Source organism: Spirillospora sp. CA-294931, assembly GCF_050946795.1.
GTDB lineage: Bacteria > Actinomycetota > Actinomycetes > Streptosporangiales > Streptosporangiaceae > Spirillospora.
This window is the reverse complement of the sequence record NZ_CP192006.1, coordinates 106,059-130,085: the sequence shown is the minus strand read 5'-3', so window position 1 is coordinate 130,085 and position 24,027 is coordinate 106,059. Positions and strand designations below refer to the sequence as shown.

The window sequence follows — 24,027 nt, the reverse complement described above, 5'->3', positions numbered from 1 at the left end:
CTCGGCGCCAGGTGTGCCCAAAACCCGAACCCTCATGCCGAATGACCGCCACAACTCTCAAACGACCATTACTCGTCGCGCGTCAGGTCCCAGGCGATGAGGGCGGCCTCGATGACGCGCGCCTGCTCCGGGACACCGAAGTCGAGCCCCGTCAGCGCGGTGATGCGCTGCAACCGGTAGTCGAGGGTGTTGCGGTGGATGTGCAGGCCCAGGGCGGTCTGCCGGCGGTTGCGTCCATGCTGGACGAAGGCGCGCAGCGTCCGCAGCAGATAGTCGTGCTCGGCGAGCGGCGCCAGCTTGCCCGCCAACCGCGTCAGCGCCAGCCCGGGACGCGCGAGCTGATGCTCCAGCAGAACGTCCTCGAACCGATAGACACCCGGCGGCCGGCCCAGCCTCCGCACCAGGGCCATCACCCGCCGCACCTCGTCGGCGGCCTGCGGAACATCACCGGGCTTGCCCGCCTCGGCGGCCGCGGCCAGCACGGACACCTCCAGTGCGTCCTCCAGCCCGGCGACCAGCGACTCCGGGACGATCTCTCCGGGCACCAGCACGATGCCCTCGGCATGATCGGCCAGCACCAGCGCACCCGCCTGCGCGTCCAGCGCCGACTGCAGCAACTGCTCCGGCGGACGCGGCGTGCAGTCGAGCATGACCACACACAGCCGAGCGACCTCGACGCGCGCCGCCTTGGCCAGAGCCTCATGCGGATGCCCGTCCAACAGCGCGGCGAGCAACTCCCGCCGCGCCCGCTTGTCCTCACTGCGCAGATCCTCCAGCGCCTGCTGGTGCGCCAGCGCCACCGTGGACATCACGATCCGCAGGCCGTCGAGCAGCCGTCCCCCCACCTCGGCGAGTTCCCCGGGCTCGGCCAGCTCCGCCGCCGTCCGCCACCACTCCCGCGCCCCGATGAGATAGCCGGACAGTGCCGCCTCCAGCGGCAGGCTCTCGCGCGCCCGGCGCGCCGACAGCTCCACCAGCCAGGTCAGCTCGGCCGGACGCAGTGAGTCCGGATCCCGCATCATCCGCAGCGAGAGCAGAAGGGCCGCGTGCACCGACTCGCTGACCTGACCATCGAGCGTCTCACGCGGCAGATCCCGGTAGAACGGCACCTCATCGGCACACCGGGCGACCACCCTGCGCGTGAGCTCCGGCAGCCGCGCCGCCATCCGCTCGTGAAGCCCAGTCATAGCGTAATCGTCACATCACCCAAACAAACCGGTCAACCGTTGCCGCAAGTGCTCACTGACAGCCCGAAGGCTGCGCGCCCATCATGAAGTCCCCACCAACCCGAGGAGCCCCCGTGTTGCGCCTGACCCTCCTGGCCACGGCCCTGACCGCCACCCTGGCATCGCCCGTCGCGGCAGCCGAGACCACCGACTGGAGCAAGCCCGGTCCCCACGCCACCGCCGTCGAGACCGGCCCGGTGAACACCCTGTACTACCCGAAGAACATCGCCCAGAGCACCCGCCGCCACCCGGTGATCGTCTGGGGCAACGGGACCGGCGCCGTCCCCGGCGTCTACCGCGACCTCTTGGCGCAATGGGCCAGCCACGGCTTCATCGTCTCGGCCGCCAACACCCCGATGTCGAACTCGGGTGTCGAGATGCGCGCGGGCATCGACGACCTGGCCAAGCGCGACAAGGACACGAGCAGCAAGTTCCACGGCCGCGTCGACCTGGAGCACATCGGCGCGTCCGGCCACTCCCAGGGCGGCGCCGCGGCCATCGTCGTCGGCGCCGACCCGCGCGTCGACACGATCCTCCCCGTCCAGCCGGGCCCGCTGGCCGACATCGACAAGGTGCACGGCCCGGCGTTCCTCATGGCCGGCCAGAACGACACCACCGTCCGTCCGGCCATGGTGAAGGCCTTCTACGACGACGCCGACCACATTCCGGCCATCTACGGCGAGGTCAGAGACGCCGACCACTTCACACCCGTAGGCGACCCGGGCCCCTTCACCGGCCCCACCACCGCCTGGTTCCGCTTCCAGCTCATGAACGACCCCGACGCCCGCACCGAGTTCTACGGCCCGAACTGCGGCATCTGCACCGACACCAAAACCTGGTCCGAAACCCTCCGCAACCCCCTGGTCCCTTAGAACCAAAAAAGACCTGTGGGGTCGCAACCCCACAGGTCAGATGGCGGAGGATCGGGGATTTGAACCCCGGATGGGCTTGCACCCAAACCGCATTAGCAGTGCGGCGCCATAGACCGGACTAGGCGAATCCTCCAGAAGGCCAGAAGGCCGAGAACAGGTTACCGGGTGATTGCGTCACCCGGCAAAGCAAGGGTCCAGCATAGCGACGGACGGCCGTCCCCCGCAGGGTCGGGGGACGGCCGGACGGGGTCAGCTGCCGATGCGGAAGCCGCCGCTGAAGCCGCAGGCCTTGGACAGGGCCTCGCCGCTGGCCTTCATGTCGTTGATCTTGCCCATGCTGCCGGCGGCACCGGCGGGGTTCGAGGACGCCGAGCGCAGCGCGTTGGCCGCGGTGTCGATGTCGCCCGCGAACTTGGTGGCCGAGGACTCGACGTCGCCACCGGCCTTGGCCCCTTCACTGCGCACCGTCGAAGCGAAGTCGCTCAGCTTCTGCGCGGTGTTGCTCAGGCCCGCGCCGGGGTTGTTGATGTCCGGCGTGGTCTGCGCGGACGAGGACAGCTTCTCCGCCGCGCTCTTGATGTTGTCGCAGGCGGCCTTCTTGTCTCCGCCGCCGGTCACGGCGTCCACCGGACCACAGGCGGCGGAGGTCAGCACCGCGCCGCCGATGGCGAGGGCACCGACCAGCTGGGTGGCAGACATACGCATAGGGGGTTGCTCCTTCAAAGCGGGGGGTTCACCGGGACGAGGGTAGCCGCCCAGGTCACTTGTGTCTCGATAACCTCTTTGTCGCTAATCCGTCGCTCCGGGTTCTGTGACCCTGCTCACCCCAGATCCGGGAACCCCCGCTCGCACACCCACACCCCCAAACCCGTTCGAGTCACCTCCGCCGGTGCCCTACACTGGTTCCTGGCCGCAGGACCCGCATCCGCGAGGCGCATTCACCGAAACGCACCCCGTGATAGCGTGTCCGAGCACCAAACCCGCAGGTCAGCGACCTGCACGCAGCCGTAGCTCAACGGATAGAGCATCTGACTACGGATCAGAAGGTTGGGGGTTCGAATCCCTCCGGCTGCGCACCTTCTCACCAGGGCGTCCCTTGAACTCAAGGGGCGCCTTGATCATTTTGTGGGCACGGATGTAGCAACGCGCTCACCTTCTGCTGGGGCGAAGGCCGTGCGGAGTGGGCCATGAACCATTTGTGATGGGGAGGCGTCCAAGCCCAGAAACCCCTCTTGGAGATCACATGTCTCTCAGCCGTCCTGGTCAGCTCACCGCCGCGGCAGCTCTCGTGGGCGCCGCCTGGTCGCTCCTGGCACTGCTGCTCGCCTTGATGACATGGAACGCCTACGACGTGGTCGAGCTCGTCGAGTCTTCAGAAGTCGTGGAGTTCGAAGCGGGCGTGAGTCAGCGAATAGTCGTCCAGTACGGCGTCTATTGGATTCTGCTGGTCATCGCGCTGTGTGCGCTCTGCTGGGCGATTCCGCGTGTGTTCGGTGGACGGGAGGCAGGGCGCGTCACGCTCTGGGTGGTGACCGGCGCCATCTCGCTCGTCCATCTGTCGCTCTTCGTCGTGGAGGTGGCCGGCCATGCGGCCGACGCGGCGATGGTGTTCCTCGCCCTGGTCGGCGTCGCTACATCGGGCGTGGCGGCCGTGCTGGTGGGGCTTCCCCCAGTGAACGCCTACCTGCGCACCGTCCAGGCGAGTCAGCCGAACCCCCACTCGCACCACTGACGAAGCCCGGCTCGCGCTTACGGTTCGGGGTGGGTGTGGAGGCCGTTGAAGAGGATTGTGGTGAGGGCGGTGGCGAGGGTTTCTACGGGGAGGTCGCCGTCGGGGCGGTACCACTCGATGAGGGAATTGACGGTGCCGAAGAGGAGGCGGCTGGTGAGGCGGGGGTCGATGTCCTTGCGGACGCCGCCCTCGGCGGCGGCCTTGGCCACGAGGTCGGCGACGCGGTGGTCGAACTCGCGGCGGCGCTCCAGGGCCCGGCGCTCTACGGGGCTGTTGCCTCGGACGCGGAGGAGAAGGGTCACGTAGGGGAGTTCGGCGGCCAGGACCTCGACGCTGCGGCGCAGGACGTGTTCGAGCTGGGCGGTGGCGGTGGCGGTGGCGGCCGGGGGCTCGTCCAGGACGGCGAACAGGGCGCCCAGGGCGCGGTCGACGGCGAGGCCGAGGAGTTCGTCCTTGCCGGAGACGTGGTGGTAGATGGCCGACTTGGAGATGCCCAGGCGCTTGGAGAGCTCCTCCATACCGGTGCCGTCGTAGCCGCGCTCGTTGAAGGCGGTGACGACCACCTCCAGGAGGGAGTCGCGGTCGTAGCCGGGGCGGCCGCGGCGGGCCATCAGCGCAGCGTGCGGCTGCGGCCGCGGAACTCGGCGATGACCTCGTCGCCGCGGCTGACGGTGACGTCGCACAGGCCGCTGCGGCCGAAGCGGACGCGTTCGCGGGCGGTCGCGATCAGGATGTCGCCCTCGCGGGCGGGGGCGACGAAGTCGATGTCGCCTCCGGCGGCGACGGTGACGGGGCCGTGGCTGTTGCAGGCGCAGGCGAAGGCGCTGTCGGCGAACAGGAACAGGTAGCCGCCGTGGGCGATGCCGTGGCCGTTCACCATCGCGGACGTGACGGTCATGCGGAGGGTCGCGACGCCGGTGCCCGCTTCCAGGAGTTCGATGCCCAGGCCGCGGGACGCCTCGTCGGCGGCGAGCATCGCCAGCACGGACGCCGGCCCGTCGGGTTCGGTCATTCTCCACCTCGTCTGGACAAGCGCGGCCGTGGAAGGTCACAATAATAACCGAACGAATGGTCGGTAAGGAAGCGGTTCCCATGAGCACAGACTCGCCGCTACAGGAGCGGTTCGACGCCACGATCGAGCGTGACCAGCGGATCGAGCCCCGGGACTGGATGCCCGACGGCTACCGCGGGTCGCTGGTCCGGCAGATCGCGCAGCACGCCCACTCGGAGATCATCGGCATGCAGCCGGAGGGAGACTGGATCACCAAGGCGCCCTCGCTGCGGCGCAAGGCGATCCTGTTCGCCAAGGTCCAGGACGAGGCCGGCCACGGCCTCTACCTGTACTCGGCCGCCGAGACGCTCGGCGCCGACCGGGCCGATCTGACCGACCGGCTGATCACCGGACGCCAGAAGTACTCGTCGATCTTCAACTATCCCTCGCTGAGCTTCGCCGATGTCGGGGTGATCGGCTGGCTGGTCGACGGCGCCGCGATCTGCAACCAGGTGCCGCTGTGCCGCAGCTCGTACGGGCCCTACGCGCGGGCGATGGTGCGCGTCTGCAAGGAGGAGTCGTTCCATCAGCGGCAGGGTTACGAGCTGCTGATGACGATGATGCGCGGCACCGACGGCCAGCGCGAGATGGTGCAGGACGCCGTCGACCGCTGGTGGTGGCCGTCCCTGATGATGTTCGGCCCGCCCGACGACTCCTCCCCCAACTCGGCGCGCTCCATGGCCTGGAAGATCAAGCGGCACACCAACGACGAGCTCAGGCAGCGGTTCGTCGACATGTCGGTGCCGCAGGCCGACCGGCTCGGCGTCACGCTGCCCGACCCCGAGCTGCGTTGGAACCAGGAGCGCGGGCACTACGACTTCGGCACCCCCGATTGGTCGGAGCTACAGCGCGTCATCAGCGGCGACGGCATCTGCAACGCCGAGCGCGTCGAGCGCAGGCGCGCGGCGCATGACGAGGGCGCCTGGGTTCGCGAGGCGGCCAGCGCCTATGCGGCCAAGCAGGCGCGGAAGGCGGCGGCATGAGTGATACCAGGAGTGAGTGGCCGCTTTTCGAGGTGTTCGTGCGGGGGAAGCGCGGGTTGAACCACGTGCATGTGGGGTCGCTGCACGCGGCCGATGACCGGATGGCCCTGACGCGGGCTCGGGACCTGTACACGCGGCGGAACGAAGGCGTGAGCATCTGGGTGGTGCGCTCGGCCGACATCACCGCGTCGACCCGGGACGAGAAGGACCCGTTCTTCGCGCCCAGCGGCGACAAGGTCTACCGGCACCCGACGTTCTACGACATCCCCGATGACGTCCCGCACATCTAGGAGCCGAGGATGAGCCACGACGACGTCTACGCGTCCCTGACGGAGGAGCATCCGGACGGCGACGCGCGCTGGGCGTTCGGCACCGGCTTCGAGGACCCGCTGCACGGGGTCGACACCGCGCTGCCCGAGGGGGTGGACGCCGCCGAGCTGGCCGCGCTGTGCCTGGCGCTGGGCGACGACGCCCTGGTCGCGGCCCAGCGGCTGGCCGAGTGGTGCACGCGCGCTCCGGAGCTGGAGGAGGAGGTGGCCCTGGCCAACATCGGGCTCGACCTCCTCGGCCAGGCCCGGCTGCTGTACGCGCGGGCCGGTCAGGTCGACGGGACCGGACGCGACGAGGACGCCTTCGCCTATGCCCGCGGCCCGGAGGAGTTCCGCAACGTCCGGCTCACCGAGCCGCCCAACGGCGACTTCGCGTATTCGACCGTGCGGCTGCTGGTCTTCGCGTCCTGGCGGCTGGCGGTGTTCGAGCGTCTGGCCGGTTCGCCCGACCCGGTGCTGGCGGCGATCGCCGCCAAGGGCGTGAAGGAGCTGACCTACCACCGGCAGTACGCGGCGGAGTGGGCGGTGCGGCTCGGCGACGGCACCCGCGAGTCGCGGCGGCGCATGGTGAAGGCCCTGGACGAGGTCGCCCCGTATGTCCCCGACCTGTTCGCGTCGGACCCGGCCGTCCGGGACGAGGTCATGGCCGTCCTGCGCGAGGTCATGGACGCGGCCACGCTGACCTTCCCCGACATGGCCGGGGAGGCGGCGGAGCGGGGCGAGCACACCGAGCATCTCGCGCCGCTCCTGGCCGAGCTGCAGAGCGTCGCGCGGGCCCACCCGGAGGCGACATGGTGACCGTCGACACCGCCCGGCGGGTCGCGGAGCAGGTCCCCGACCCCGAGCTCCCGATGCTCACCCTCGCCGATCTCGGCGTCCTGCGCGAGGTGGAGGTCGAGGACGACGGGACGGTCGTCGCCAGCCTCACCCCGACGTACTCGGGCTGCCCGGCGATGGCCGAGATGCGCGCGGACATGGACCGGCGCCTGCGCGAGGCCGGTTTCGAGCGGGTCCGGATCCGCACCGTGCTCAACCCGCCGTGGACGACCGACTGGATCACCCCGGCGGGACGCCGCAAGCTCGCCGACCACGGCATCGCGCCCCCGGGTGCGAAGGCGGGCGGGCGCATCACGCTGACCCTCGCGCCGACCCGCCGCGCCCTGTCCTGCCCGCGCTGCGGGGCGTCCGACACCGAGGAGACGTCCCGGTTCGGGTCCACGTCCTGCAAGTCCCTGTGGCGCTGCCGCGCCTGCCTCGAACCGTTCGAGCACTTCAAGGAGATCTGATGGCCCCCGTCGCCGCCCGTCGCCGGCCGGGCTTCCACCGCCTGCGGATCGCGGCCGTCGAGTCCCTGTGCCAGGACGCCGCGGCCGTCACCTTCGAGATCCCCGGCGCGCTGGCGGCGGAGTTCGCCTTCGCGCCGGGCCAGACGCTGACCCTGCGCCGGGAGATCGACGGACGCGACGAGCGGCGCTCGTACTCCATCTGCTCGCCCGCGGGCGGGCCGCTGCGCATCGGCGTCCGGGTCGTACCGGACGGCCTGTTCTCCTCGTGGCTGGTGAACGGCGTGCGGCCGGGGGACGCCGTGGAGGTCATGGCCCCGACCGGCCGGTTCACCCCCGACCTGGACACCCCCGGCCACCATGTCCTGATCGCCGCGGGCGCGGGCATCACCCCGATGATGTCGATCGCCGAGTCCGTCCTCGCGGCGAACCCGGAGTCCCGGGTCACGCTCTTCTACGGCAACCGGCGCACGGGCACGGTGATGTTCGCCGACGAGCTCGCCGATCTCAAGGACCTGTACACCGGCCGCTTCCAGGTCGCGCACGTGCTGTCCCGCGAGCCCCGCGACGCCGATCTGCTCAGCGGACGCATCGACGCCGAGCGGCTGAAGGCGCTGGTCGGGTCGCTGGTCGAGGTGGAGACTGCCGGGCACTGGTGGCTGTGCGGGCCGCACGCGATGGTCGAGGACGCGCGCCGGACGCTCGCCGACCTCGGGGTCCCCGCCGAGCGCGTCCACCGGGAGCTGTTCCACGCCGACGACGAGCCGGCCTGGACCGTCCACCACGAGGACGCGGTGCCCGACGGCCCGCTGAGCCAGGTCACCGTCATCCTGGACGGGCGCAGCACGGTGGCCGCCCTGGCGCGGAGCCGCACGCTGCTGGAGGGGGCCCAGCAGTCACGCCCCGACCTGCCCTTCGCCTGCAAGGGCGGGGTCTGCGGCACCTGCCGCGCCCGCGTCACCGGCGGCGAGGCCGACATGCGCCGCAACTTCGCGCTGGAGCCCGCCGAGGTCGAGGCCGGGTACGTCCTGACGTGCCAGAGCTACCCGGTCTCCGACGCCCTCACGGTCGACTACGACAGCTGAAAGAGAATGGAGCGAGGCACGGGATGGTGTGCCTCGCTCCATTTGAGGGGTGTTCCTTCAGGGGCCGCTAAGGGGCCGCCTTGCCGATGTAGATGAGTCTCATGGCGTCGGAGCCCTTGGGATGGCACGTGATGAGCGTGACGTACTTCTCTCGGGGTGCGCTGCCCGGCTCGAAGGGAACGGGCTCCAGCACCTCGGTCTGGCTCGGGCTGATGATCCTGCGGCTGGTGATGCGGTACCTGTGCGTGCGCGAGCCCGATGTGAACTTGATGTGGTCGCCGATCCGGACACGGTCCAGGTCGCGGAACGGTGCGGCGCCTGAGGTTCGGTGGCCCAGGAAGACGGAGTTGCCCTTGGCTCCCGGGTAGGCCGTGCCCGGGTAGTGGCCGATGCCTCGGTGGAGGTCGGAGGACGAGATGCCCTCGTAGACCTGCTGGGAGAGGCCGATCCTGGGAATGTGCAGCCGCGCGAAGGACGCCTCCGCGGCCGAGGCGCCGGGCGTGGCCGCCAGGGTCGTGACGGTCGCCAGGGCGGTCAGTCCCGCGCGTGTAGGAGTGAGGGTCTTCATGGTGCCTCCTCGGCGAGGGGACGCCACCGTCCCCTCGGGAGCGTGGTCAGGGTGCCGAGCGCGGGGCCTGGTACCGGTCCCAGGCCCCGTGCTCGTGACGTCACCGAAGGATGGGGTTGCCCGCCATCGCGACCGGCAGGCCCTTGGTCACCGTGAGGCCGGGACGGAAGGACTCGGCGTTGTCCTCGCCGGGGACGGGCACGCCGACCGAGCGCACCAGGGCGCGCAGGGTCTTGGCGGGCTCGGGCATCTCGTCGGCCCCGGCCAGGCGCTTGGTGGACGGGATGAGGCCGGTCTTGGTGCTGGTCTTGGTGCCGGTCTTGTTGTCCAGCAGCGGGGTCTTGACCAGCTTGCGGCTGGTCGAGGGCAGGGTCTCCTTGGCCAGGTTGTTCACCGTGGCGCTGCCCGAGCAGTAGGCCTTGGCGACGCCGAGGACGGAGACGGCGTTGCCGCAGGCGTTGATCGGCGCGCTGATCGGCGCGTTCACCTGGTTGCCGCCCAGGATGCTGAACTTGCCCGAGGTGTACATGCCCGGCGCGTGGTCCTTGTTGTTCACGACGGCCGAGCCGGTGCAGGCGGCCTTGGTGACGGCGCCGGCCGCGATGGAGTTGCCGCACAGGTTGATCGGCACGCTGACCGGGATGCGGACCTGGTTGCCGCCGCCGATCGACCACTTGCCGGAGGTGTGCATCGTGCCGCCGTCCTGGTGGACGTTGTTGACGTGAGCGCCGCCGGTGGACGCGGCGTGCGCCGCGCCGAGCAGCGAGGCGGCGTTGCCGCTGAGATTGATCGGGACGGAGATCGGGGCGTTGACCTGGTTGCCGCCCAGGATGCTGAAGTCCCCGCTGGTGGTGTCGGCGTGGGCGGAGCCGGAGGCGACCATGGAACCGATGGCGATGCCGGCGACGGCGGTCAGCGCGGCGCGGCCCGTGTTCTTGACCCAGTTCTGCATTCTGTGCTCCTGATTTCTCGGTGTGGATGTGTTGCGGACAGCCATGGCGCGGTGGGCCATCGCTGCGGGAAGGAAGACTTCTGGAACGAAGGGGCGCGAAGGCGCCCTGGAAGGGAACGGCGAAACGCTCGGGCCCGCGTGGGACCGGAGGTGCCTAGTCGGGGACGACCCCGGGGGAGCCTGAGAACGCGACGTCCTTCAGGCTCGTGAGCGCGTGGAGCGGTGTGAAGAACGACCGGGCCGCGCCCTGCAGCGCCTGCTGCGGAACGTCCAGTCCGAAGTTCAGGTGCTGGCCGCCGGAGGTGTGCGTGGTGCCGCTTCCGCCGTCGCCGCCGGTGACCGGCGCGAGCGGCGACCCCGGAAGGTCGGTGCCCGTCGCGTGACGGTCGCGGTCATGGCCGGACGCCCCGGCGGAGCGGCCGTCGTCGAGCGACTGCCGCGCCTGGTCGGGCGTCCCGGCGAGCGTGGCGACCCTCTGCCCCGGCTCGATGGCCGGGGCCAGTGTGGCCGGAGTTCCCGTGGTGAGCTGCGCGACCCAATCGATCAGCCGCGGCCGCGTGGACGGGAACAGCCGGTCGACGAGGTCGCCGACGAGTTGCTTGTCCGCCTCGGTGGGCGGCGGGTCCTGCCTGCCCAGCAACAGGTCCAGTGCGGACGGGCGCTGGGCGCTCTGCCGGTGCGTGCGCACCGGGGCCAGGACGCGCTTGGTGATGCGGCCGGCCGCGGGCAGCAGCGCGTGCTTGCGCGGGGCGACCTTCCGGACGCTCTCGGAGACCGTCCGGCCGACCCCGGTGCTGTCGGCCAGTGACGCCGCGTGGCGCTTGACGGACGGCAGGTGGCGCTGGACGGACGGCGGCAGCATGCCGGGTTCGACCCGGCCGAGCTCGCTCACCTCGGAGACCAGGGACCGCAGCTCACCGCCGCACGCGTGCTCGGCGGGGCAGGACTCGCCCGTTCCGGTCGCGGCGTGCGAGGGCGGCGACATCATCAGCGCGAGGAAGAACCAGCCGACGAAGGAGAACGCCACCGTGGCCAGCAGCCGGATCGCGGGAGTCGCCAGCGCAGGCCGGAGCCACACCTGGGGCGTTCGCGCCCCCGTGTGGAAAAACTCCGGCGTCCGCATGGGTGGAGACTCCTTTGACGACTGGTGGACTCAAGGACGATCTCGTCCTCGGGTCGAGGACGATAGCACCGCGATACGCGGCTTCTCGATTGTCAGCCGATTGTTCGGTGTGTCTCTTCTGGGTTTTATCGGCGCCACCCGCTGAAAGCGGCGAGCACAGCCTTGTACAAGGGATGCTTTTCGGGCTGCGCCCGCCGCCGGCCAAAGAGCGGGGGCGCCGACTCTGACCGGACGTCACACTAGGCGCGTCCTAGCCGTGGCGCCGCGCCGCCGACCCGACACGACCCAATCTTTACGCGAACCGGTGGTGCGCTTTGGGTACGAGACTTCGTCATCCCGAAATGTCCGAGTTGAACGTGAAGTCCTTTAACGGACCCCTTCCGGGCCGTCGATGATGATCTCAATGGAAAGTATTGCCCAGCGGAGGGCAAGGTCCCTCGCGACGCGGTTTCACGCACTTGTTTTCAGGTGAGGTGTGGGGTGCGATTGGCTGGCGCGGAGGGTTGATTACCACCGTGCGCAGTCCGACTGCTCTCATCGTGAATGGAGAACTCATGCTCAAGCGACTGGCTGTGACCGGTCTCGTCGGTTCCGCCGCCTTCCTGGCGTTCGCCGCCACCCCGGCCCACGCCGAGCACGGCGACGACGGCGACCAGGGCAACGTCCAGATCATCGGCGTCCAGACCTGCCGCAGCGTCGACGTCGTCGGCATCGGCGCCGCGATCCACAACATCCTGGGCATCACCAACGAAGGCGGCGACTGCAACAACGGCTCGACCGTGGACTAGTTCCAGGCGACCTAACAGGTACCCCTGTTGCGCGGGGCCGCGGCGATTCGATCGCCGCGGCCCCGCGGCCTTTCCAGACACGCTCCTCTAGGCGACGGCGACGCCCTCGATCTCCAGGAGCCAGGACTCGTCGTAGATCCCGGTGATGATGACGGTGAGCGCGGGCCGGTGGTCGCCCAGCACCTCGTGCCGGATGCGCGAGTTGGCCTCGCGGTACTCGCGGCCGGACAGGTAGACGGTCACCTTGGCCAGGTTGGCGACCGTCATGCCGGCGGCGGCCAGGACGGTCTTGACGTTCTCCCAGGCCAGACGGCACTGGCCGTCGAAGTCCTCGGGGACGTCACCCTTGGTGGTCCACGGCGGCTGGCCGCTGACGAACAGGGTCCGCCGCGCGCCGCTCACGAGCGTCGCGTGGGTGAAGGCCGCCGTCGACTCGGGCAGGTCGGCGGGCTCGATGGGCTCGATCGCGAAGGTCATCGCTCTCCTTGTCCGGCGGGTGGGCACGGGCGCGGGGAGCCCGGGAGCACATGATCGCAAAGCCCGTGCCGGGACGGTCCGGAAAAGCGCGAAGGGGGTGCCCGCCGAGCGGGCACCCCCTTCAGGTCCTGCGCCGTCAGTCGTCGACCGTCGAGCCGTTGTTGCAGTGGCCCGCCTCGTTCGTCATGCCCAGCACGTTGTGCAGGGCCGCGCCGATCGGGACGACCATGACGCTGCGGCAGGTCTGCACGCCCGCGATCTGGACGTTGCCCTGGTCGCCGCCGTCGTCGTGCGCCATGGCGGGCGCCGCGGTCATGAGGACGCCGCCGGCGGTCATGGCCAGAAGTCCCGTCGCCGCAAGTCTCTTCATCATGCTGTTTCTCTCCTGAGGTCGACTGCAAATCGCTGGTTGCCCACCGTCAGAGAAGCCGATGGGAGAAACCAGAGTTAGCACAGGCATCGCCCGCCGCCGCGATTTCCATGCACCGTCCAGCGGAGAACTTGCACGATCATTACCCTTGCCCGGACGTTGCCCCAGAAAGCGCCATCAAAGGCCCGCTCCCCACGAAACTCGGCAGTGGCGCGGGATTGCGGTTGCGGTCGTTTCAACTAAAGCTCGAACTAACCGTGTGATCGCTTTTGTTAAGGACTTGCCAGCGCGATCTAAAGCGCAGAACTCTGCCAGGGAAGGGCTGCCATGCTGGCTTCGGACACGGGACCTCCGCCAGCGTCATCGACGGCCTTGGAGCCGTTCCAGCGACCCATTAGGCAGCATCCGCGCATTCGCCGTCCAGGCAGTGGAAAGCCCATCGTCCCCCGCGCGGTTTCGTTGGAAGGACGACCCGAGATGAGACCTCAGGGGCCCGGCGCCTCCGTCATCGCCGAGAGACCTTCGCCCTCATCTCACGCGCCCCCGGCGTCGCCCGACGCCCTCGGCCCGGGAACGGCGTCCCGGCGGCAATGGCGGAGCGCGCGGCTGAGCCCGGTCACGACGTTCTCTCCCTTCGCGGTCGCCGCCGCCGACGGCGTGGCGATGACGGTGGCCGCCTCTTGGCACGGCGTCGCGCCGGCCGCCGCGGCCGCCCTCTTCGTCGGCCTCCTCGCGGTGACCGGACGCTACCGGCGGCGGCACCGCCCCTCCCTGACCCGCGAGCTGGTGCCGCTGACGGCCACCGCCGTGATGGCGATCGTCCTGGCGACCGCACTCGGGACGCGCGGCCCCGCCGACCTGGCCGAGGGCGCGCTGCTCATCGGCGCCCTGTGCTGCGTCCTGGGCGGCGCCGCGCGCGCCGTGGTCTACTCCGCGATCACGGCCGGGACGTTCGCCACCCCGCAACCAGCGCTGGTGATCGGGTGCGGGCCCGCCGCCGTCCCGGCCGTCCAGCGGCTCCGGCACCGCCGCGACCTGGACCTGCGCGGGCAGATCACGGCCGGGCAGCCCGCGGGCGACCAGGAGCCGATCCTGCCCGAGCTCGGCGAGCTCCAGGACCTGCCGGCCGTGCTGGCCTCGCACCGGATCGACGTCGTCGTGGTCGTCTCGGACGGCGTGTCGCGCGAGGCGCTCGACACGGTCGCCCAGGCGTGCGCGGCGGCCCGCTGCGAGACGCTGACGCTGCTGTCGTCCGGCGAGTCGGTCATGGTGGCGGGCGGCGAGCCCGGCCATTTGGCGGGAATGCCCTGCCTGCGCCTGCGCCCGCGCGGTCAGCGGGGCGGGTCGCGGGTGGCCAAGCGCGCCTTCGACGTGGTCGTCGCCACGGTCCTGCTGGCGGTCGCGTCCCCGCTGCTGCTGGTGTGCGCGGCCGTGCTGCGCTGCGCGGACGGACCCGGCGTGATCTTCCGGCAGAGCCGCATCGGCATCGGCGGCCGCCCGTTCACGCTGCTGAAGTTCCGCACGCTCAAGCCCGCCGACGACACCGAGTCCGACACCCGCTGGTCGATCGACGGCGACGCGCGGATGGGCCGGGCCGGACGGTTCCTGCGGCGCACCTCGCTGGACGAGCTGCCCCAGCTGTGGAACGTGCTCCGCGGCGACATGAGCCTGGTGGGGCCCCGCCCCGAGCGGCCGCACTTCGTCCGGCTGTTCTCGGCCAGCTACCCCGGCTATGACCAGCGGCACCGCGTCCCGGTCGGGATCACCGGCTGGGCCCAGGTCAACGGGTTGCGCGGCAACACCTCCATCGCCCTGCGGGCCCGCTTCGACAACGACTACATCGCGTCCTGGTCGTTCACGGGCGATCTGAAGATCCTGCTGATGACCGCGTGGGCGATGGTCGCCAGGGAGACCCCGTGACGCTTGCGCGGCCCCCCGCCCCCCGCCCCAGCTGGTTGGTCGCCGTCACCGTCCTGTGCGTCTGCGTCCCCCGCACCCAGAACAACGCCGACCTCTCCGTGCAGGTGACCATCGGCGACATGGCCGCGGCCGTGCTCGTCGTGGTCATGACCCTGCTGGCCCTGCGGGACGGCCTGCGCCTCCCGCCCCGGGCCCTGCTCGCGTTCGGGCCGGTCGTGCTCGCCCTGGCCGTCAGCACGCTGAACGCCCACGACATCGCCGCGAGCCTGCCGGGCTTCGTCCGGGTGGCCGAGATCTTCGTGCTGGTCCCGCTGGCGGTGATGCTCGCCGTCCGGACCCGCGCTGACGCCGCGATCGTCGCGGGCGCCGCCGTCGCGGGCGGGCTGTTCCAGGCGGGCGTGGGCATCTGGCAGGCCGTGACGCGGACCGGCGCGTCCATCTCCGGGCACAGCGTCCGCGCGGTCGGGACGTTCGGCGCCATCGACGTGATGGCGCTGGCCACGGTCGTCGGCTACGCCCTGGTGATCGTCATCGCGGCCATGACCGGGGCGCGCGGACGGTCACGGGCCCTGCTCGCGGCCGCGACCGCGGTGCTGGCGCTCGCGCTGGTCCTGGCGTTGAGCCGGGGCGCCTGGATCGCGGTCGGCGCCGGGGTCGCCACCGTCGTGGTGCTGTTCCGCCGCGCGACCGCCGTGCGCGTCGCCGTGTGCGCGCTCGCGGCGGCGATCGTCCTGGGGGCGGGGATCGGCTCGCGCAACGAGCTGCTCGGCCAGCGGATCGCGTCGGTCGGCGCGTCGATCACCCAGCCCGACCAGTCGGTGAGCGACCGCTTCAGCCTGTGGTCGACCGCCGTCCACATCTGGCGGGACCATCCCGCCACCGGGGTCGGCGTCAAGGGCTTCCCGGCCTTCCGCGACGCCAACGCGCCGCTCGCGCTCTCATCGGGCAGCGAAACGCAGGACCCCGTCAACGGCTACAAGCGCCAACCGCTCCTCTCCCCGCACAACCAGTACCTGCTGGTGCTCTCCGAGCAGGGCGCGCTCGGCCTCTTCGCCCTCCTCCTCCTGCCGGGCGTCCTCCTCCACGGCCTCGCCGTCCGGCGGCGGACGCGCGACCCCCTCTGGCTTCTCAGCGTCGGCTTCCTCATGACCCTCCTGGTCGGCTTCCTCTACGGCGACCTGGGCGGGCCCACCAGCGTGCTGACCGCGGTCGTTCTCGGCCTGGCCGCCGCGTGCGCGCTCAACCCCTCGGCGGTCAGGCCCCCGGCCGCCGCTCCCCGACTCCGAATCCTGGTGCCCGATCCCCGATGACCCAGACACCCCTCGACCGGCGCCCGGCGCCCGCGCCCCCGGTCACCCGATCGATCGGACGGGCGGCGACCGTCTCGGCCGTCCTGGTCGGCACCGGCACCACGCTCGGGTTCGCCCGCGACCTGACCATGGCCCATCTGTTCGGCGCCAGCGGCAGCACCGACGCCTTCCTGGCCGCCTGGACGGTGCCCGAGACGTTCTCCCCGCTGCTGATCGAGGACGCGATGGCGCTGATCATGGTGCCCGCCGTCACCCGGATGCTGGACCGGCCCTCGGGCGTGCGGTCCCTGGTGTCCACCGCGCTGCCCCGGCTCGCCGCCGGGCTGTCGCTGGTCACCGTGCTGATCATCCTGGGCGCCCCCTATCTGGTCGAGGCGATCACCCCGGGCCTCCAGGACCCGGCCTCGGCCGTCCTGTGCGTGCGGATCGCCGCCGTCACCGTGCTGACGCTGGGGATCGCCGGCTTCATGAGCGCCACGCTGCGCGCCCACCACTGCTTCGGGCCGCCCGCGTCGATCTACTTCGCCTACAACGCGGGCATCCTGGCGATGCTCGCCGCGCTGGCCGCGCCGCTGGGCATCACCAGCGCCGCGATCGGCGTGGCGGTCGGGTCGGCGCTGATGGTGGCCGTGCAGACGCCCGCGTTCGTCCGGCGGCTGCGTGGCGGCGGGGCCCCGCAGGCCCCGGCCCCGGCCCCGGCCGAGTCCGCCTTCCTCGGCGTGCTGGCGGTCGTGCCCGTGGTGGCGTACACGCTGATCCGCCAGGGACAGACGCTGGTCGAGCGCTTCTTCGGGTCGGGCCTGGCGGCGGGCTCGATCTCGCACCTCAACTACGCGCAGAAGGTCGCGCAGGTCCCGATGGTGCTCGCGCTGCTGATCGTGACCGTGACCTTCCCCCGGCTGGCGCGGGCCAGCGCCAGCGGCGACACCGACCGCGTCCGGCGGCGGATCGAGGCCGACCTCGTCCTGGTCAGCGGGCTGATCCTGTGCGCCACCGCCTACCTGGTCGCCTGCTCGCCGCAGATCGTCCAGGTGCTGTTCGAGCACGGACGGTTCGCGCCGGACGACACCGCGAGCACCGCGTCGATCCTGCGCGTCTACGCCCTCGGGCTCTGGGGGCAGACCGCCTTGGGAGTCTGCGCGCGCGCGTTCTTCACCCAGCGCCGTCCCATGTGGCATCCGGCCCTGGCCATGGCCACCGGGCTCGCGGTCACCGGCGCCATCGCCGTCACCATGACCAGCGTCGCCGGCGCCCCGGCCCTCGCGGCGGCCAACGCGACGGGCGTCACCATCACGGCGGTGCTGTTCGTGGCGAGCATGCGCGCGCGAGTCGTCCGCATCTCCCTGCGGGTCGTCGCCGTGGACCTGGCCAGGCTGGCGCTCGCCGCCGCCGTCGCCTGCGCTGCGGGCCTCGCCGTGGCCGGCGCCCTGGCCCCCGCCGTGCCCCCGGCGCTGATCCTCCTGGTCAACGCCGCCGTCATCGTCGCCATCTCCGTGCTCGTCACCGGCGCGGGCCGCTCGCCCGCGACCGTGCTGCGAGCACTCCGACCCGAGCCGAACCAGGGGTGACCGAGCCATGAACCCGATGCCGCTCGTGCTGATGTACCACTCGATCAACTACCGCTTCGATGATCCGTACCTGATCACGGTCTCGCCCGCGCGGTTCGAAGAGCAGATGCAGTGGATCAGGGACCGCGGGTACCGGGGCGTCGGCATGGCCGAGCTTCTGGAGGCCCAGAGCACCGGCTCGGCGGCGAACCTGGTCGCGCTGACCTTCGACGACGGATACGCCGACTTCCTGACCCGGGCCGTCCCGGTGCTGGTGCGGATGGGCTTCACCGCGTCCGTGTTCATGGTCGCGGGCCGCGTCGGCTCGACCAACACCTGGGACGAGGGCCCGCGCAAACCGCTGATGACCGCCGACCAGCTGCGCACCGTCGCGGGCTACGGGATGGAGGTCGGCTCGCACGGCCACCAGCACCTGTCGCTGCCGTCGGTGGACGACGGCGACCTCGACCAGGAGCTCAAGCGCAGCCGCGCCGAGCTGGAGGAGATCCTGGACGGCCCGGTCACCGGCTTCGCCTACCCCTACGGCGACGTCACCCCGCGCGAGATCGACGCGGTCAAGGCCGCCGGTTACGACTACGCGTGCGCGATCTGGGGCGACCACGCCGGGCCGCACGCCCTGCCCCGCACCTACATCGGCGAGCCCGACCGCCGCCTGCGGCTGCGTGCCAAGGTCGTCCGTCACCGGCTGAGGTGGAGGAAGCACGCATGAAGGTCCTGCACGTCATCACCGGCCTGGACAACGGGGGCGCCGAGCGCCAACTGCTGATGCTGGTGCGGCACCTCCCGGTGCAGTGCGAGGTCGCGGTCCTGACCGAGGCGGCCTCGCTGGCCCCGGCCCTGGAGGACGCGGGGGCGCGGGTCCACCACATCGGCATGCGCGGCAACCGCGACCTGCGAGCCGTCGCCCGCCTGGCCCGGCTCATCAGGCGCGGCGAGTACGACGTCGTCCACACGCATCTCTACCGTGCCTGCGTCTACGGCCGTGTCGCGGCCCGGCTCGCCGGGGCCCGCCGCGTGGTCGCCACCGAGCACTCCCTGGGCGCCGGGCACATCGAGGGACGTCCGACCAGCACGTCCGTGCGGCTGCTGTACCGCGCGACCGAGCGCCTGGGCCGCATGACGATCGCGGTCTCGCCCACGGTCGCCGCGCGCCTGCGGCTGTGGGGCGTCCCCAAGTCGCGGCTCGTCCTGCTTCCCCACGGGATCGTCCCCGACGAGTTCGCCTTCGACCCCGCCAAGCGCGCGCGGGTCCGCGCCCACTTCGGCATCGGCCCGGACGAGTACGTCATCGGCGCGGTCGGACGCCTGGTCGCGACCAAGCGCCTGGACGTCCTGATCCACGCGCTCGGCGACCGGGGCCGCCTGCTCATCGTCGGCGAGGGCCCAGAACGCGCCGCCCTGGAGAAGCTCGCCGCGAACTCCGGCCGGGTCGTCTTCGCTGGCGACACCGACGACGTCCCCGCCGCCCTGTCGGCCATGGACCTGTTCGCGGCGCCCTCGACACAGGAGACCTTCGGCCTGAGCGTCCTGGAGGCGCTGGCGTCCGGGCTCCCCGTCCTCTACACGGCCTGCCCGGCCCTGGAGGACCTGCCGCCGTCGTTCGCCCCCCGAGCCCGCCGCGTCTCCCGTGAGATCGACGCCTGGCGGGAGGCCCTGGCCGTCCACGTCACCTCGGCCAGGACGGACGTGCCCATGGCCGTCCAGCACTACTCCATCGACACCCAGGTCGAGGCCCTGACCCGCCTCTACCTCTCCATCCCCTAGGGAAAGGGCTCCAGATGCATCACCGGCCAAGCGACGCGGTGGCGCGGTACATCAGGCTCGGGCTGATGCCCGGCCTGATCGTGCTCGGGCTGCTCGCCGGAATCGGATACGGCACGCTCAAGCCCAAGACCTACTCGGCCGAGGCCCATGTCATGGTGATCGCCCAGGACGACTCGGGCCCCCTGGCCGCCAGCTTCGCCCAGGCGCTGGGCCGGCTGGCGCCGCTGCCCGGCACGCTCGCGCTGGCGGCCGACGAACTGCCGGTCGCCTCCACCCGCGAGGCGCGCGAGCACATCCAGGTCAGCACCTCGCCCGACGTCCCGCTGATCAGGCTCACCGGCTCGGCGAGCTCACCGTCCCGGGCGGCCCGCTACGCCGACGCCGCCGCGACGGCCCTCGTCCGGTACGGCAACGCCCACTCGCAGGAGACCGGCGTCCGCATCGCGCTGATGAACCGCGCCTCCGCGCCCGCCGACCCCACCTCGCCCAACCCGCCGGTCAACATCCTGGTCGGCCTGGCCGCCGGAATCCTGCTGGCCATGCTCGCCGCCTTCACCGGCCTCGGCCCCCGAGGCCGCCTCTGGCCCGCCCTGGGCCTGGAACCCCGCCCCGCCCGAGCCCCCCGCCACTCGACCCAACCCGAAGACCACCCCGAACCCGCCAAGGCCTGACCATGCGCCACCGAACAATCACCACAGCCACCCGACGCAGCGCGAGGCAGCGAGAAACGAACCCGCGGGCCATTGGCCTCGCTGGGGTGTTGGGGGGTGGGGGACGGTGAGCGTGCGGGTTCTGCATGTGGCACAGCCGACCGTTGGCGGGGTCGCGGGGTACGTGGGGCGGGCGGCCGCCGATCAGCTCGCGCGGGGGTGGGCCGTCGCGGTGGCCTGCCCGTTGGACGGGGAACTGGCGGGGCGGCTCGGGCCGGACGGTGTGCCGCATTTCCCGTGGGAGGCGGGGCGGTCTCCGGGCGTCGGCACGCTGGGTGAGACGAGGCGGTTGCGGCGGATCGTGCGCGAGTTCGCTCCCGGGGTGGTGCATCTGCATTCGGCCAAGGCTGGATTGGCGGGGCGGCTGGCTCCCGGCGGGCCCGGTGTGATCTTCCAGCCGCACGGGTGGTCGTGGCATGCGGGCGGCGCCCTGATGGGGGCGGTGAGCAGGCGGTGGGAGCGGTTCGCCGCGCGGCGTTGCGACGCGCTGGTGTGCTGTGGGGAGGGCGAGCTTCGCCAGGGCGTGGACGCGGGCGTCGAGGGCAAGCTGGCGCTCGTCCGCAACGGTGTGGACCTGCGGCGGTTCCGGCCGGTGGATCGGCGGGCCGCCCGCCGCGCGCTCGGGCTGGACGAGCGGGCCCCGCTCGCGGTGTGCGTCGGCCGTCTGACCAGGCAGAAGGGGCAGGACGTCCTGCTGGCGGCCTGGCCTCGGGTGCGGGCGCGGTGTCCCGAGGCGCGGCTGGCGCTGGTCGGGGACGGCGAGGATCTCCCGCGGCTGCGCGGGCTCGCGGGGCCGGGGGTGACGTTCGTCCCGGGGACGGACGATCCCGGCGCCTGGTTCGGCGCCGCCGATGTGGTGGCGGTGCCGTCGCGGTGGGAGGGGCTGGCGCTGGTGGTGCTCGAAGCGCTGGCAAGCGGGCGGAGCGTGGTCGCCAGCGCGATCCCGGGGCTGGCCGAGGCGGTTCCCCCGGGGGCTGGGGTGCTGGTCCCGGCCGAGGCGCCCGCCGAGCTGGCCGGTGCGCTGGCGGTGCGGCTGTCCTCGCCCGCGCTGGCGGAGGTGGAGGGACGGGCCGGTGCCGCCGCGTCGGCCGGTTTCGACGTCGAGGAAACGCTCGACCGGCTCGCCGAACTCACCCGCGCCGTCGCGGAAAGGCGCTCGGCAATCACGATGAATGGCGCGCAATAGACCTAACGGACAATTAATCGCAGCGAGTGATGGTTGATGTGACCACCGGCCGCCTCTACCATGTGAACGCATTCCTTTCTCTCCTTTCCTCTGTGATTCTGTAGAATGGCTACGCCATCCCATGCTTTTCGACGCGCGGCCTCCGAAAGAGCCTGAGCTCGATTCCGGATTGCCCGTCCTGCTGCTCCGCACCAATCGCTACCCGCTGCATCACGGCACGCTGGGCGCGATCAGGACGCTGGGCCGCGCCGGTATCGAGGTGCACGCGATCGTCGAGCCCGGTCTGACACCCGCGGCGACCTCCCGCCACCTGGACCGGGGCCATCCCTGGGGCCCCTCGCCCGAGTCCCCGCGGGCCCTGGCCGACCACCTCCGCGACATCGCCGAGCGCATCGGCCGGGTCAGCGCGCTGGTCCCGCTCGACGACGCCGGGGCCATCTTCATCGCCGAGAACGCCGGGGCGCTCCATGAGCGGTTCGTCTTTCCCAAACAGGAATCGGCCGTCCCCCGGCTGGTGGCCGACAAGGCCTCGCTGCTTTCCGAGGCGCACCGCAACGACATCACGGTCCCCCTGAGCCGCATCCCCCGCGACCGGGGCCAGTTGCGCGCGGCGGTCGCCGAACTCGGGCTCCCGCTCATCATGAAATGGGCCCGTCCGTGGCTGCTTTCCGAGGCACGCAGGAGCACCACGTTCGTCACCACCGCCCGGCAGGCCGAGCGGATCTTCGACGCGTCGGCAAGTGAGGACGCGGGGCCGCTGGTCCTGCAGAAACGCATCCGTCCCGAGGGCGGCGACTGGTTCTTCCAGGGCTATTTCGACGTCGGCTCCTGCTGCCTTTTCGGCGGGACGGGCCGCAAGCACGCCGCCAGGCCCGCCCGTGCGGGGCACACCATCGCCGGGGAATGGGTCCACAACCACCAACTGGAAGAGCTCGCCCAGAAGGTCGTCCAGATCCTGGGCCACACCGGCCTGGTCGATCTCGACTTCCGGTTCGAGCGCGAGACCGGCCGGTACCACCTGCTCGACTTCAATCCGAGGCTCGGGGCGCAGTTCCGGCTGTTCCACGACCGTCAGGGCCTCGACCCCCTCAGGACACTCCACCTCGACCTGTCCGGACGCCCCATCCCGCGCCAGATCCCCGGCTACGGGCGCTCGCTGATCGTGGAGAACCACTACCTCCAGCAGGCCCTGGCCCGCCCCGCCCGGACGCCGTCGGCACTGCGCCGCGCGCGCCGGGCCGACGAGCTGGCCTGGTGGGCGAGGGACGATCCCCGTCCCTTCCTGACCATGGGCCGACTGAGCCTGAAGTCCCTGTCCACCCGGGGAGCAGTACGCAACAGCAGATCGCGGAAGGAAGCGTCTTGAACCAGCCGGTCATCGACACCCTCATCGTCGGCGCCGGGCCCTACGGCCTCTCGGTCGCGGCCCATGCGCTGGGCCATGGCCTGGAAACCCGGCTCATCGGCACGCCCATGGAGTTCTGGCAGAACAACATGCCCTCGGGCATGTTCCTCAAGTCCGAGCCCTTCGCGTCCAACCTGAGCACGCCGCGCCCCGGGGGCGGCTTCACCGATCAGCACGACGGCTGGCCCATGGGCAGGCCGATCCCGCTGGAGACGTTCGTCGCCTACGGCCGCTGGTTCGCCGAGGAGGTCGTGGGCAACGCCGAGCCCGTCCAGGCCGAGAACGTCCGGCGGGACGGCGACGGCTACGCGGTCACGCTCTCGACCGGCGAGATCGTCCGCACCCGGACGGTCGTGATGGCGATCGGCGTGCGGGACTTCGCGCACACGCCGCCCGAGCTGCTCGGGCTGCCCGGGGAGCTGGTCTCGCACAGCGTCCGGCACCGCGAGTTCGGCCGGTTCGCGGGCCGGGACGTCGCGGTGGTCGGCGCGGGCCAGTCGGCGCTGGAGACCGCCGCCCTGCTGGCCGAGGAGGGCGCCCGTCCCGTCCTCGTCGCGCGCCGCTCCGAGCTGGCCTGGAACTCGGTGCCCGAGCTCGATCCGTCCCTGGCCGGGCGGGCGCTGCGCGGCCCCCAGTCGGGGCTCGGCCGCGGCTGGCGCACCTGGCTCTGGTCCGAGCACCCCGGCAGCACCCGGATGCTGCCCGACCGCACCCGCCGCCGGATCGTGCGCACCACCATGGGCCCGGCGGGCGCGTGGTGGCTGCGCGACCGGCTGGACGACCGGGTCGAGCTGCGCCTGGGCCACCGCGTGACCGGCGCGAACGAGAAGGGCGACCGGGTCGAGCTGGTGACCGTGGACGCGACGGGCGCCGCCGGGGAGCTGCGCGTGGACCATGTCATCGCTGCCACCGGGTTCGTTCCCGACCTCGACCGGATCGCCGCGCTGGACGCGGGGCTGCGCGCCCGCGTCAAGGCCCGGCACCGCTCGCCGGTGCTGAACCCGTACTTCGAGAGTTCGGAGCCCGGCCTCTACTTCACCGGACTGACCTCGGCGGCGAGCTTCGGCCCGGTCATGCGCTTCGTCCACGGGAGCGGGTTCGCCGCGCGGCGGATCGCCGGGCACCTGTCCCGCCACCGGGACGGCCGGACGACGTCCCCGGCGGCGGAAATGGCGAACCGGATCTGAGGGCAAGAAAGGCGCGCCATTCGGCGCGCCTTTTTTGATGGAGTTTACCTCGCACACGCCAAGAAATTCGGGTCCGGCCCGGTTTTCGCGATGATCATCCAGGGAAATCAGTTTCTGAATTCCGATCTGGAACGCCCG

Annotated in this window: 26 protein-coding genes and 2 tRNA genes; 18 read left to right on the top strand and 10 right to left on the bottom strand. The window is 71.5% G+C overall.

Going from position 1 to position 24,027, the window contains the following annotated elements; genetic code table 11:
• Positions 1-68: 68 nt before the first annotated feature.
• Positions 69-1,187 carry a PucR family transcriptional regulator gene (locus tag ACQPY4_RS00670; RefSeq protein WP_433331240.1) on the bottom strand — a complete coding sequence of 373 codons (1,119 nt, stop codon included), beginning with the start codon at positions 1,185-1,187 and terminating at the stop codon, positions 69-71.
• Between the two features lie 113 nt (positions 1,188-1,300).
• Between ACQPY4_RS00670 and ACQPY4_RS00665 the strand changes: the two genes are divergently transcribed.
• A complete protein-coding gene (locus ACQPY4_RS00665) occupies positions 1,301-2,098 on the top strand; it encodes an alpha/beta hydrolase family protein (RefSeq protein ID WP_433331238.1) in 798 nt (265 codons plus the stop codon).
• 41 nt (positions 2,099-2,139) lie between these two features.
• On the opposite strand, the gene ACQPY4_RS00660 is transcribed toward ACQPY4_RS00665, so the two are convergent.
• Positions 2,140-2,231 (bottom strand) — tRNA-Ser (locus tag ACQPY4_RS00660).
• A 116-nt stretch (positions 2,232-2,347) separates the two neighbouring features.
• Positions 2,348-2,803 (bottom strand): hypothetical protein, encoded by a 456-nt coding sequence (locus ACQPY4_RS00655; RefSeq protein WP_433331236.1) that lies wholly within the window; start codon positions 2,801-2,803, stop codon positions 2,348-2,350.
• A gap of 296 nt (positions 2,804-3,099) precedes the next feature.
• Between ACQPY4_RS00655 and ACQPY4_RS00650 the strand changes: the two genes are divergently transcribed.
• Positions 3,100-3,172, top strand: a tRNA-Arg gene (locus ACQPY4_RS00650).
• A gap of 169 nt (positions 3,173-3,341) precedes the next feature.
• Complete coding sequence (locus ACQPY4_RS00645) at positions 3,342-3,830, top strand: hypothetical protein (RefSeq protein WP_433331234.1); 489 nt, start codon at positions 3,342-3,344, stop codon at positions 3,828-3,830.
• Between the two features lie 17 nt (positions 3,831-3,847).
• Here the strand turns inward: ACQPY4_RS00645 and ACQPY4_RS00640 are convergent, their stop codons facing one another.
• On the bottom strand, positions 3,848-4,441 hold the full coding sequence (locus ACQPY4_RS00640) for a TetR/AcrR family transcriptional regulator (protein ID WP_433331232.1): 594 nt from the start codon (positions 4,439-4,441) through the stop codon (positions 3,848-3,850).
• Entirely contained in the window at positions 4,441-4,842 is a 402-nt protein-coding gene (gene paaI, locus ACQPY4_RS00635) for a hydroxyphenylacetyl-CoA thioesterase PaaI (RefSeq protein ID WP_433331230.1), read from the bottom strand. The genes ACQPY4_RS00640 and paaI overlap by 1 nt, the downstream gene beginning before the upstream one ends.
• An 80-nt stretch (positions 4,843-4,922) precedes the next feature.
• Between paaI and paaA the strand changes: the two genes are divergently transcribed.
• Genes paaA through paaE form a run of 5 tightly spaced genes read left to right on the top strand, consistent with a single transcriptional unit; the run spans position 4,923 to position 8,561 of the window.
• On the top strand, positions 4,923-5,864 hold the full coding sequence (gene paaA / locus ACQPY4_RS00630; RefSeq protein WP_433331228.1) for a 1,2-phenylacetyl-CoA epoxidase subunit PaaA: 942 nt from the start codon (positions 4,923-4,925) through the stop codon (positions 5,862-5,864).
• The gene (paaB, locus tag ACQPY4_RS00625) at positions 5,861-6,154 is read left to right on the top strand and encodes a 1,2-phenylacetyl-CoA epoxidase subunit PaaB (RefSeq protein WP_433331226.1); all 294 of its coding nucleotides are present in this window, start codon (positions 5,861-5,863) and stop codon (positions 6,152-6,154) included. The genes paaA and paaB overlap by 4 nt, the downstream gene beginning before the upstream one ends.
• A gap of 9 nt (positions 6,155-6,163) precedes the next feature.
• Entirely contained in the window at positions 6,164-6,991 is an 828-nt protein-coding gene (gene paaC / locus ACQPY4_RS00620; protein WP_433331224.1) for a 1,2-phenylacetyl-CoA epoxidase subunit PaaC, read from the top strand.
• Positions 6,985-7,479: a 1,2-phenylacetyl-CoA epoxidase subunit PaaD gene (paaD, locus tag ACQPY4_RS00615; protein WP_433331222.1), complete on the top strand. Its 495-nt coding sequence runs from the start codon at positions 6,985-6,987 to the stop codon at positions 7,477-7,479. Before paaC ends, paaD begins: the two co-directional genes overlap by 7 nt.
• Complete coding sequence (paaE, locus tag ACQPY4_RS00610; RefSeq protein WP_433331220.1) at positions 7,479-8,561, top strand: 1,2-phenylacetyl-CoA epoxidase subunit PaaE; 1,083 nt, start codon at positions 7,479-7,481, stop codon at positions 8,559-8,561. The genes paaD and paaE overlap by 1 nt, the downstream gene beginning before the upstream one ends.
• Before the next feature lie 67 nt (positions 8,562-8,628).
• Here the strand turns inward: paaE and ACQPY4_RS00605 are convergent, their stop codons facing one another.
• From ACQPY4_RS00605 to ACQPY4_RS00595, 3 genes are all read right to left on the bottom strand, one after another.
• Positions 8,629-9,129 (bottom strand): class E sortase, encoded by a 501-nt coding sequence (locus ACQPY4_RS00605; RefSeq protein WP_433331218.1) that lies wholly within the window; start codon positions 9,127-9,129, stop codon positions 8,629-8,631.
• Between the two features lie 100 nt (positions 9,130-9,229).
• A complete protein-coding gene (locus ACQPY4_RS00600) occupies positions 9,230-10,081 on the bottom strand; it encodes a chaplin family protein (protein ID WP_433331216.1) in 852 nt (283 codons plus the stop codon).
• 154 nt (positions 10,082-10,235) lie between these two features.
• On the bottom strand, positions 10,236-11,204 hold the full coding sequence (locus ACQPY4_RS00595) for a hypothetical protein (RefSeq protein WP_433331214.1): 969 nt from the start codon (positions 11,202-11,204) through the stop codon (positions 10,236-10,238).
• Between the two features lie 554 nt (positions 11,205-11,758).
• On the opposite strand from ACQPY4_RS00595, the gene ACQPY4_RS00590 reads away from it, so the two are divergent.
• A complete protein-coding gene (locus tag ACQPY4_RS00590; protein ID WP_433331212.1) occupies positions 11,759-11,992 on the top strand; it encodes a hypothetical protein in 234 nt (77 codons plus the stop codon).
• Positions 11,993-12,079: 87 nt separating this feature from the next.
• On the opposite strand, the gene ACQPY4_RS00585 is transcribed toward ACQPY4_RS00590, so the two are convergent.
• Entirely contained in the window at positions 12,080-12,469 is a 390-nt protein-coding gene (locus tag ACQPY4_RS00585) for a RidA family protein (RefSeq protein ID WP_433331210.1), read from the bottom strand.
• A 136-nt stretch (positions 12,470-12,605) separates the two neighbouring features.
• Entirely contained in the window at positions 12,606-12,842 is a 237-nt protein-coding gene (locus tag ACQPY4_RS00580; RefSeq protein ID WP_433331208.1) for a hypothetical protein, read from the bottom strand.
• Positions 12,843-13,316: 474 nt separating this feature from the next.
• Here ACQPY4_RS00580 and ACQPY4_RS00575 point away from each other — a divergent pair, with 474 nt between their 5' ends.
• The 9 genes from ACQPY4_RS00575 to ACQPY4_RS00535 all read left to right on the top strand — a co-directional run bounded on the left by ACQPY4_RS00575 (position 13,317) and on the right by ACQPY4_RS00535 (position 23,889).
• Positions 13,317-14,759, top strand: a complete 1,443-nt coding sequence (locus tag ACQPY4_RS00575) for an exopolysaccharide biosynthesis polyprenyl glycosylphosphotransferase (RefSeq protein ID WP_433331206.1) — start codon at positions 13,317-13,319, stop codon at positions 14,757-14,759.
• Entirely contained in the window at positions 14,756-16,069 is a 1,314-nt protein-coding gene (locus ACQPY4_RS00570) for an O-antigen ligase family protein (RefSeq protein WP_433331204.1), read from the top strand. Before ACQPY4_RS00575 ends, ACQPY4_RS00570 begins: the two co-directional genes overlap by 4 nt.
• Positions 16,066-17,637 carry a lipid II flippase MurJ gene (locus tag ACQPY4_RS00565; protein WP_433331202.1) on the top strand — a complete coding sequence of 524 codons (1,572 nt, stop codon included), beginning with the start codon at positions 16,066-16,068 and terminating at the stop codon, positions 17,635-17,637. Before ACQPY4_RS00570 ends, ACQPY4_RS00565 begins: the two co-directional genes overlap by 4 nt.
• A 7-nt stretch (positions 17,638-17,644) precedes the next feature.
• The gene (locus ACQPY4_RS00560) at positions 17,645-18,346 is read left to right on the top strand and encodes a polysaccharide deacetylase family protein (protein ID WP_433331200.1); all 702 of its coding nucleotides are present in this window, start codon (positions 17,645-17,647) and stop codon (positions 18,344-18,346) included.
• Complete coding sequence (locus tag ACQPY4_RS00555) at positions 18,343-19,401, top strand: glycosyltransferase (protein WP_433331198.1); 1,059 nt, start codon at positions 18,343-18,345, stop codon at positions 19,399-19,401. The genes ACQPY4_RS00560 and ACQPY4_RS00555 overlap by 4 nt, the downstream gene beginning before the upstream one ends.
• Positions 19,402-19,415: 14 nt before the next feature.
• Positions 19,416-20,072, top strand: coding sequence for a hypothetical protein (locus ACQPY4_RS00550; protein WP_433331196.1), 657 nt, complete (start codon positions 19,416-19,418; stop codon positions 20,070-20,072).
• 106 nt (positions 20,073-20,178) lie between these two features.
• Positions 20,179-21,297, top strand: a complete 1,119-nt coding sequence (locus ACQPY4_RS00545) for a glycosyltransferase (protein WP_433331194.1) — start codon at positions 20,179-20,181, stop codon at positions 21,295-21,297.
• A 169-nt stretch (positions 21,298-21,466) separates the two neighbouring features.
• Positions 21,467-22,663, top strand: coding sequence for an ATP-grasp domain-containing protein (locus ACQPY4_RS00540; protein ID WP_433331192.1), 1,197 nt, complete (start codon positions 21,467-21,469; stop codon positions 22,661-22,663).
• On the top strand, positions 22,660-23,889 hold the full coding sequence (locus ACQPY4_RS00535; RefSeq protein WP_433331190.1) for an NAD(P)-binding domain-containing protein: 1,230 nt from the start codon (positions 22,660-22,662) through the stop codon (positions 23,887-23,889). Before ACQPY4_RS00540 ends, ACQPY4_RS00535 begins: the two co-directional genes overlap by 4 nt.
• Positions 23,890-24,027 lie beyond the last annotated feature (138 nt).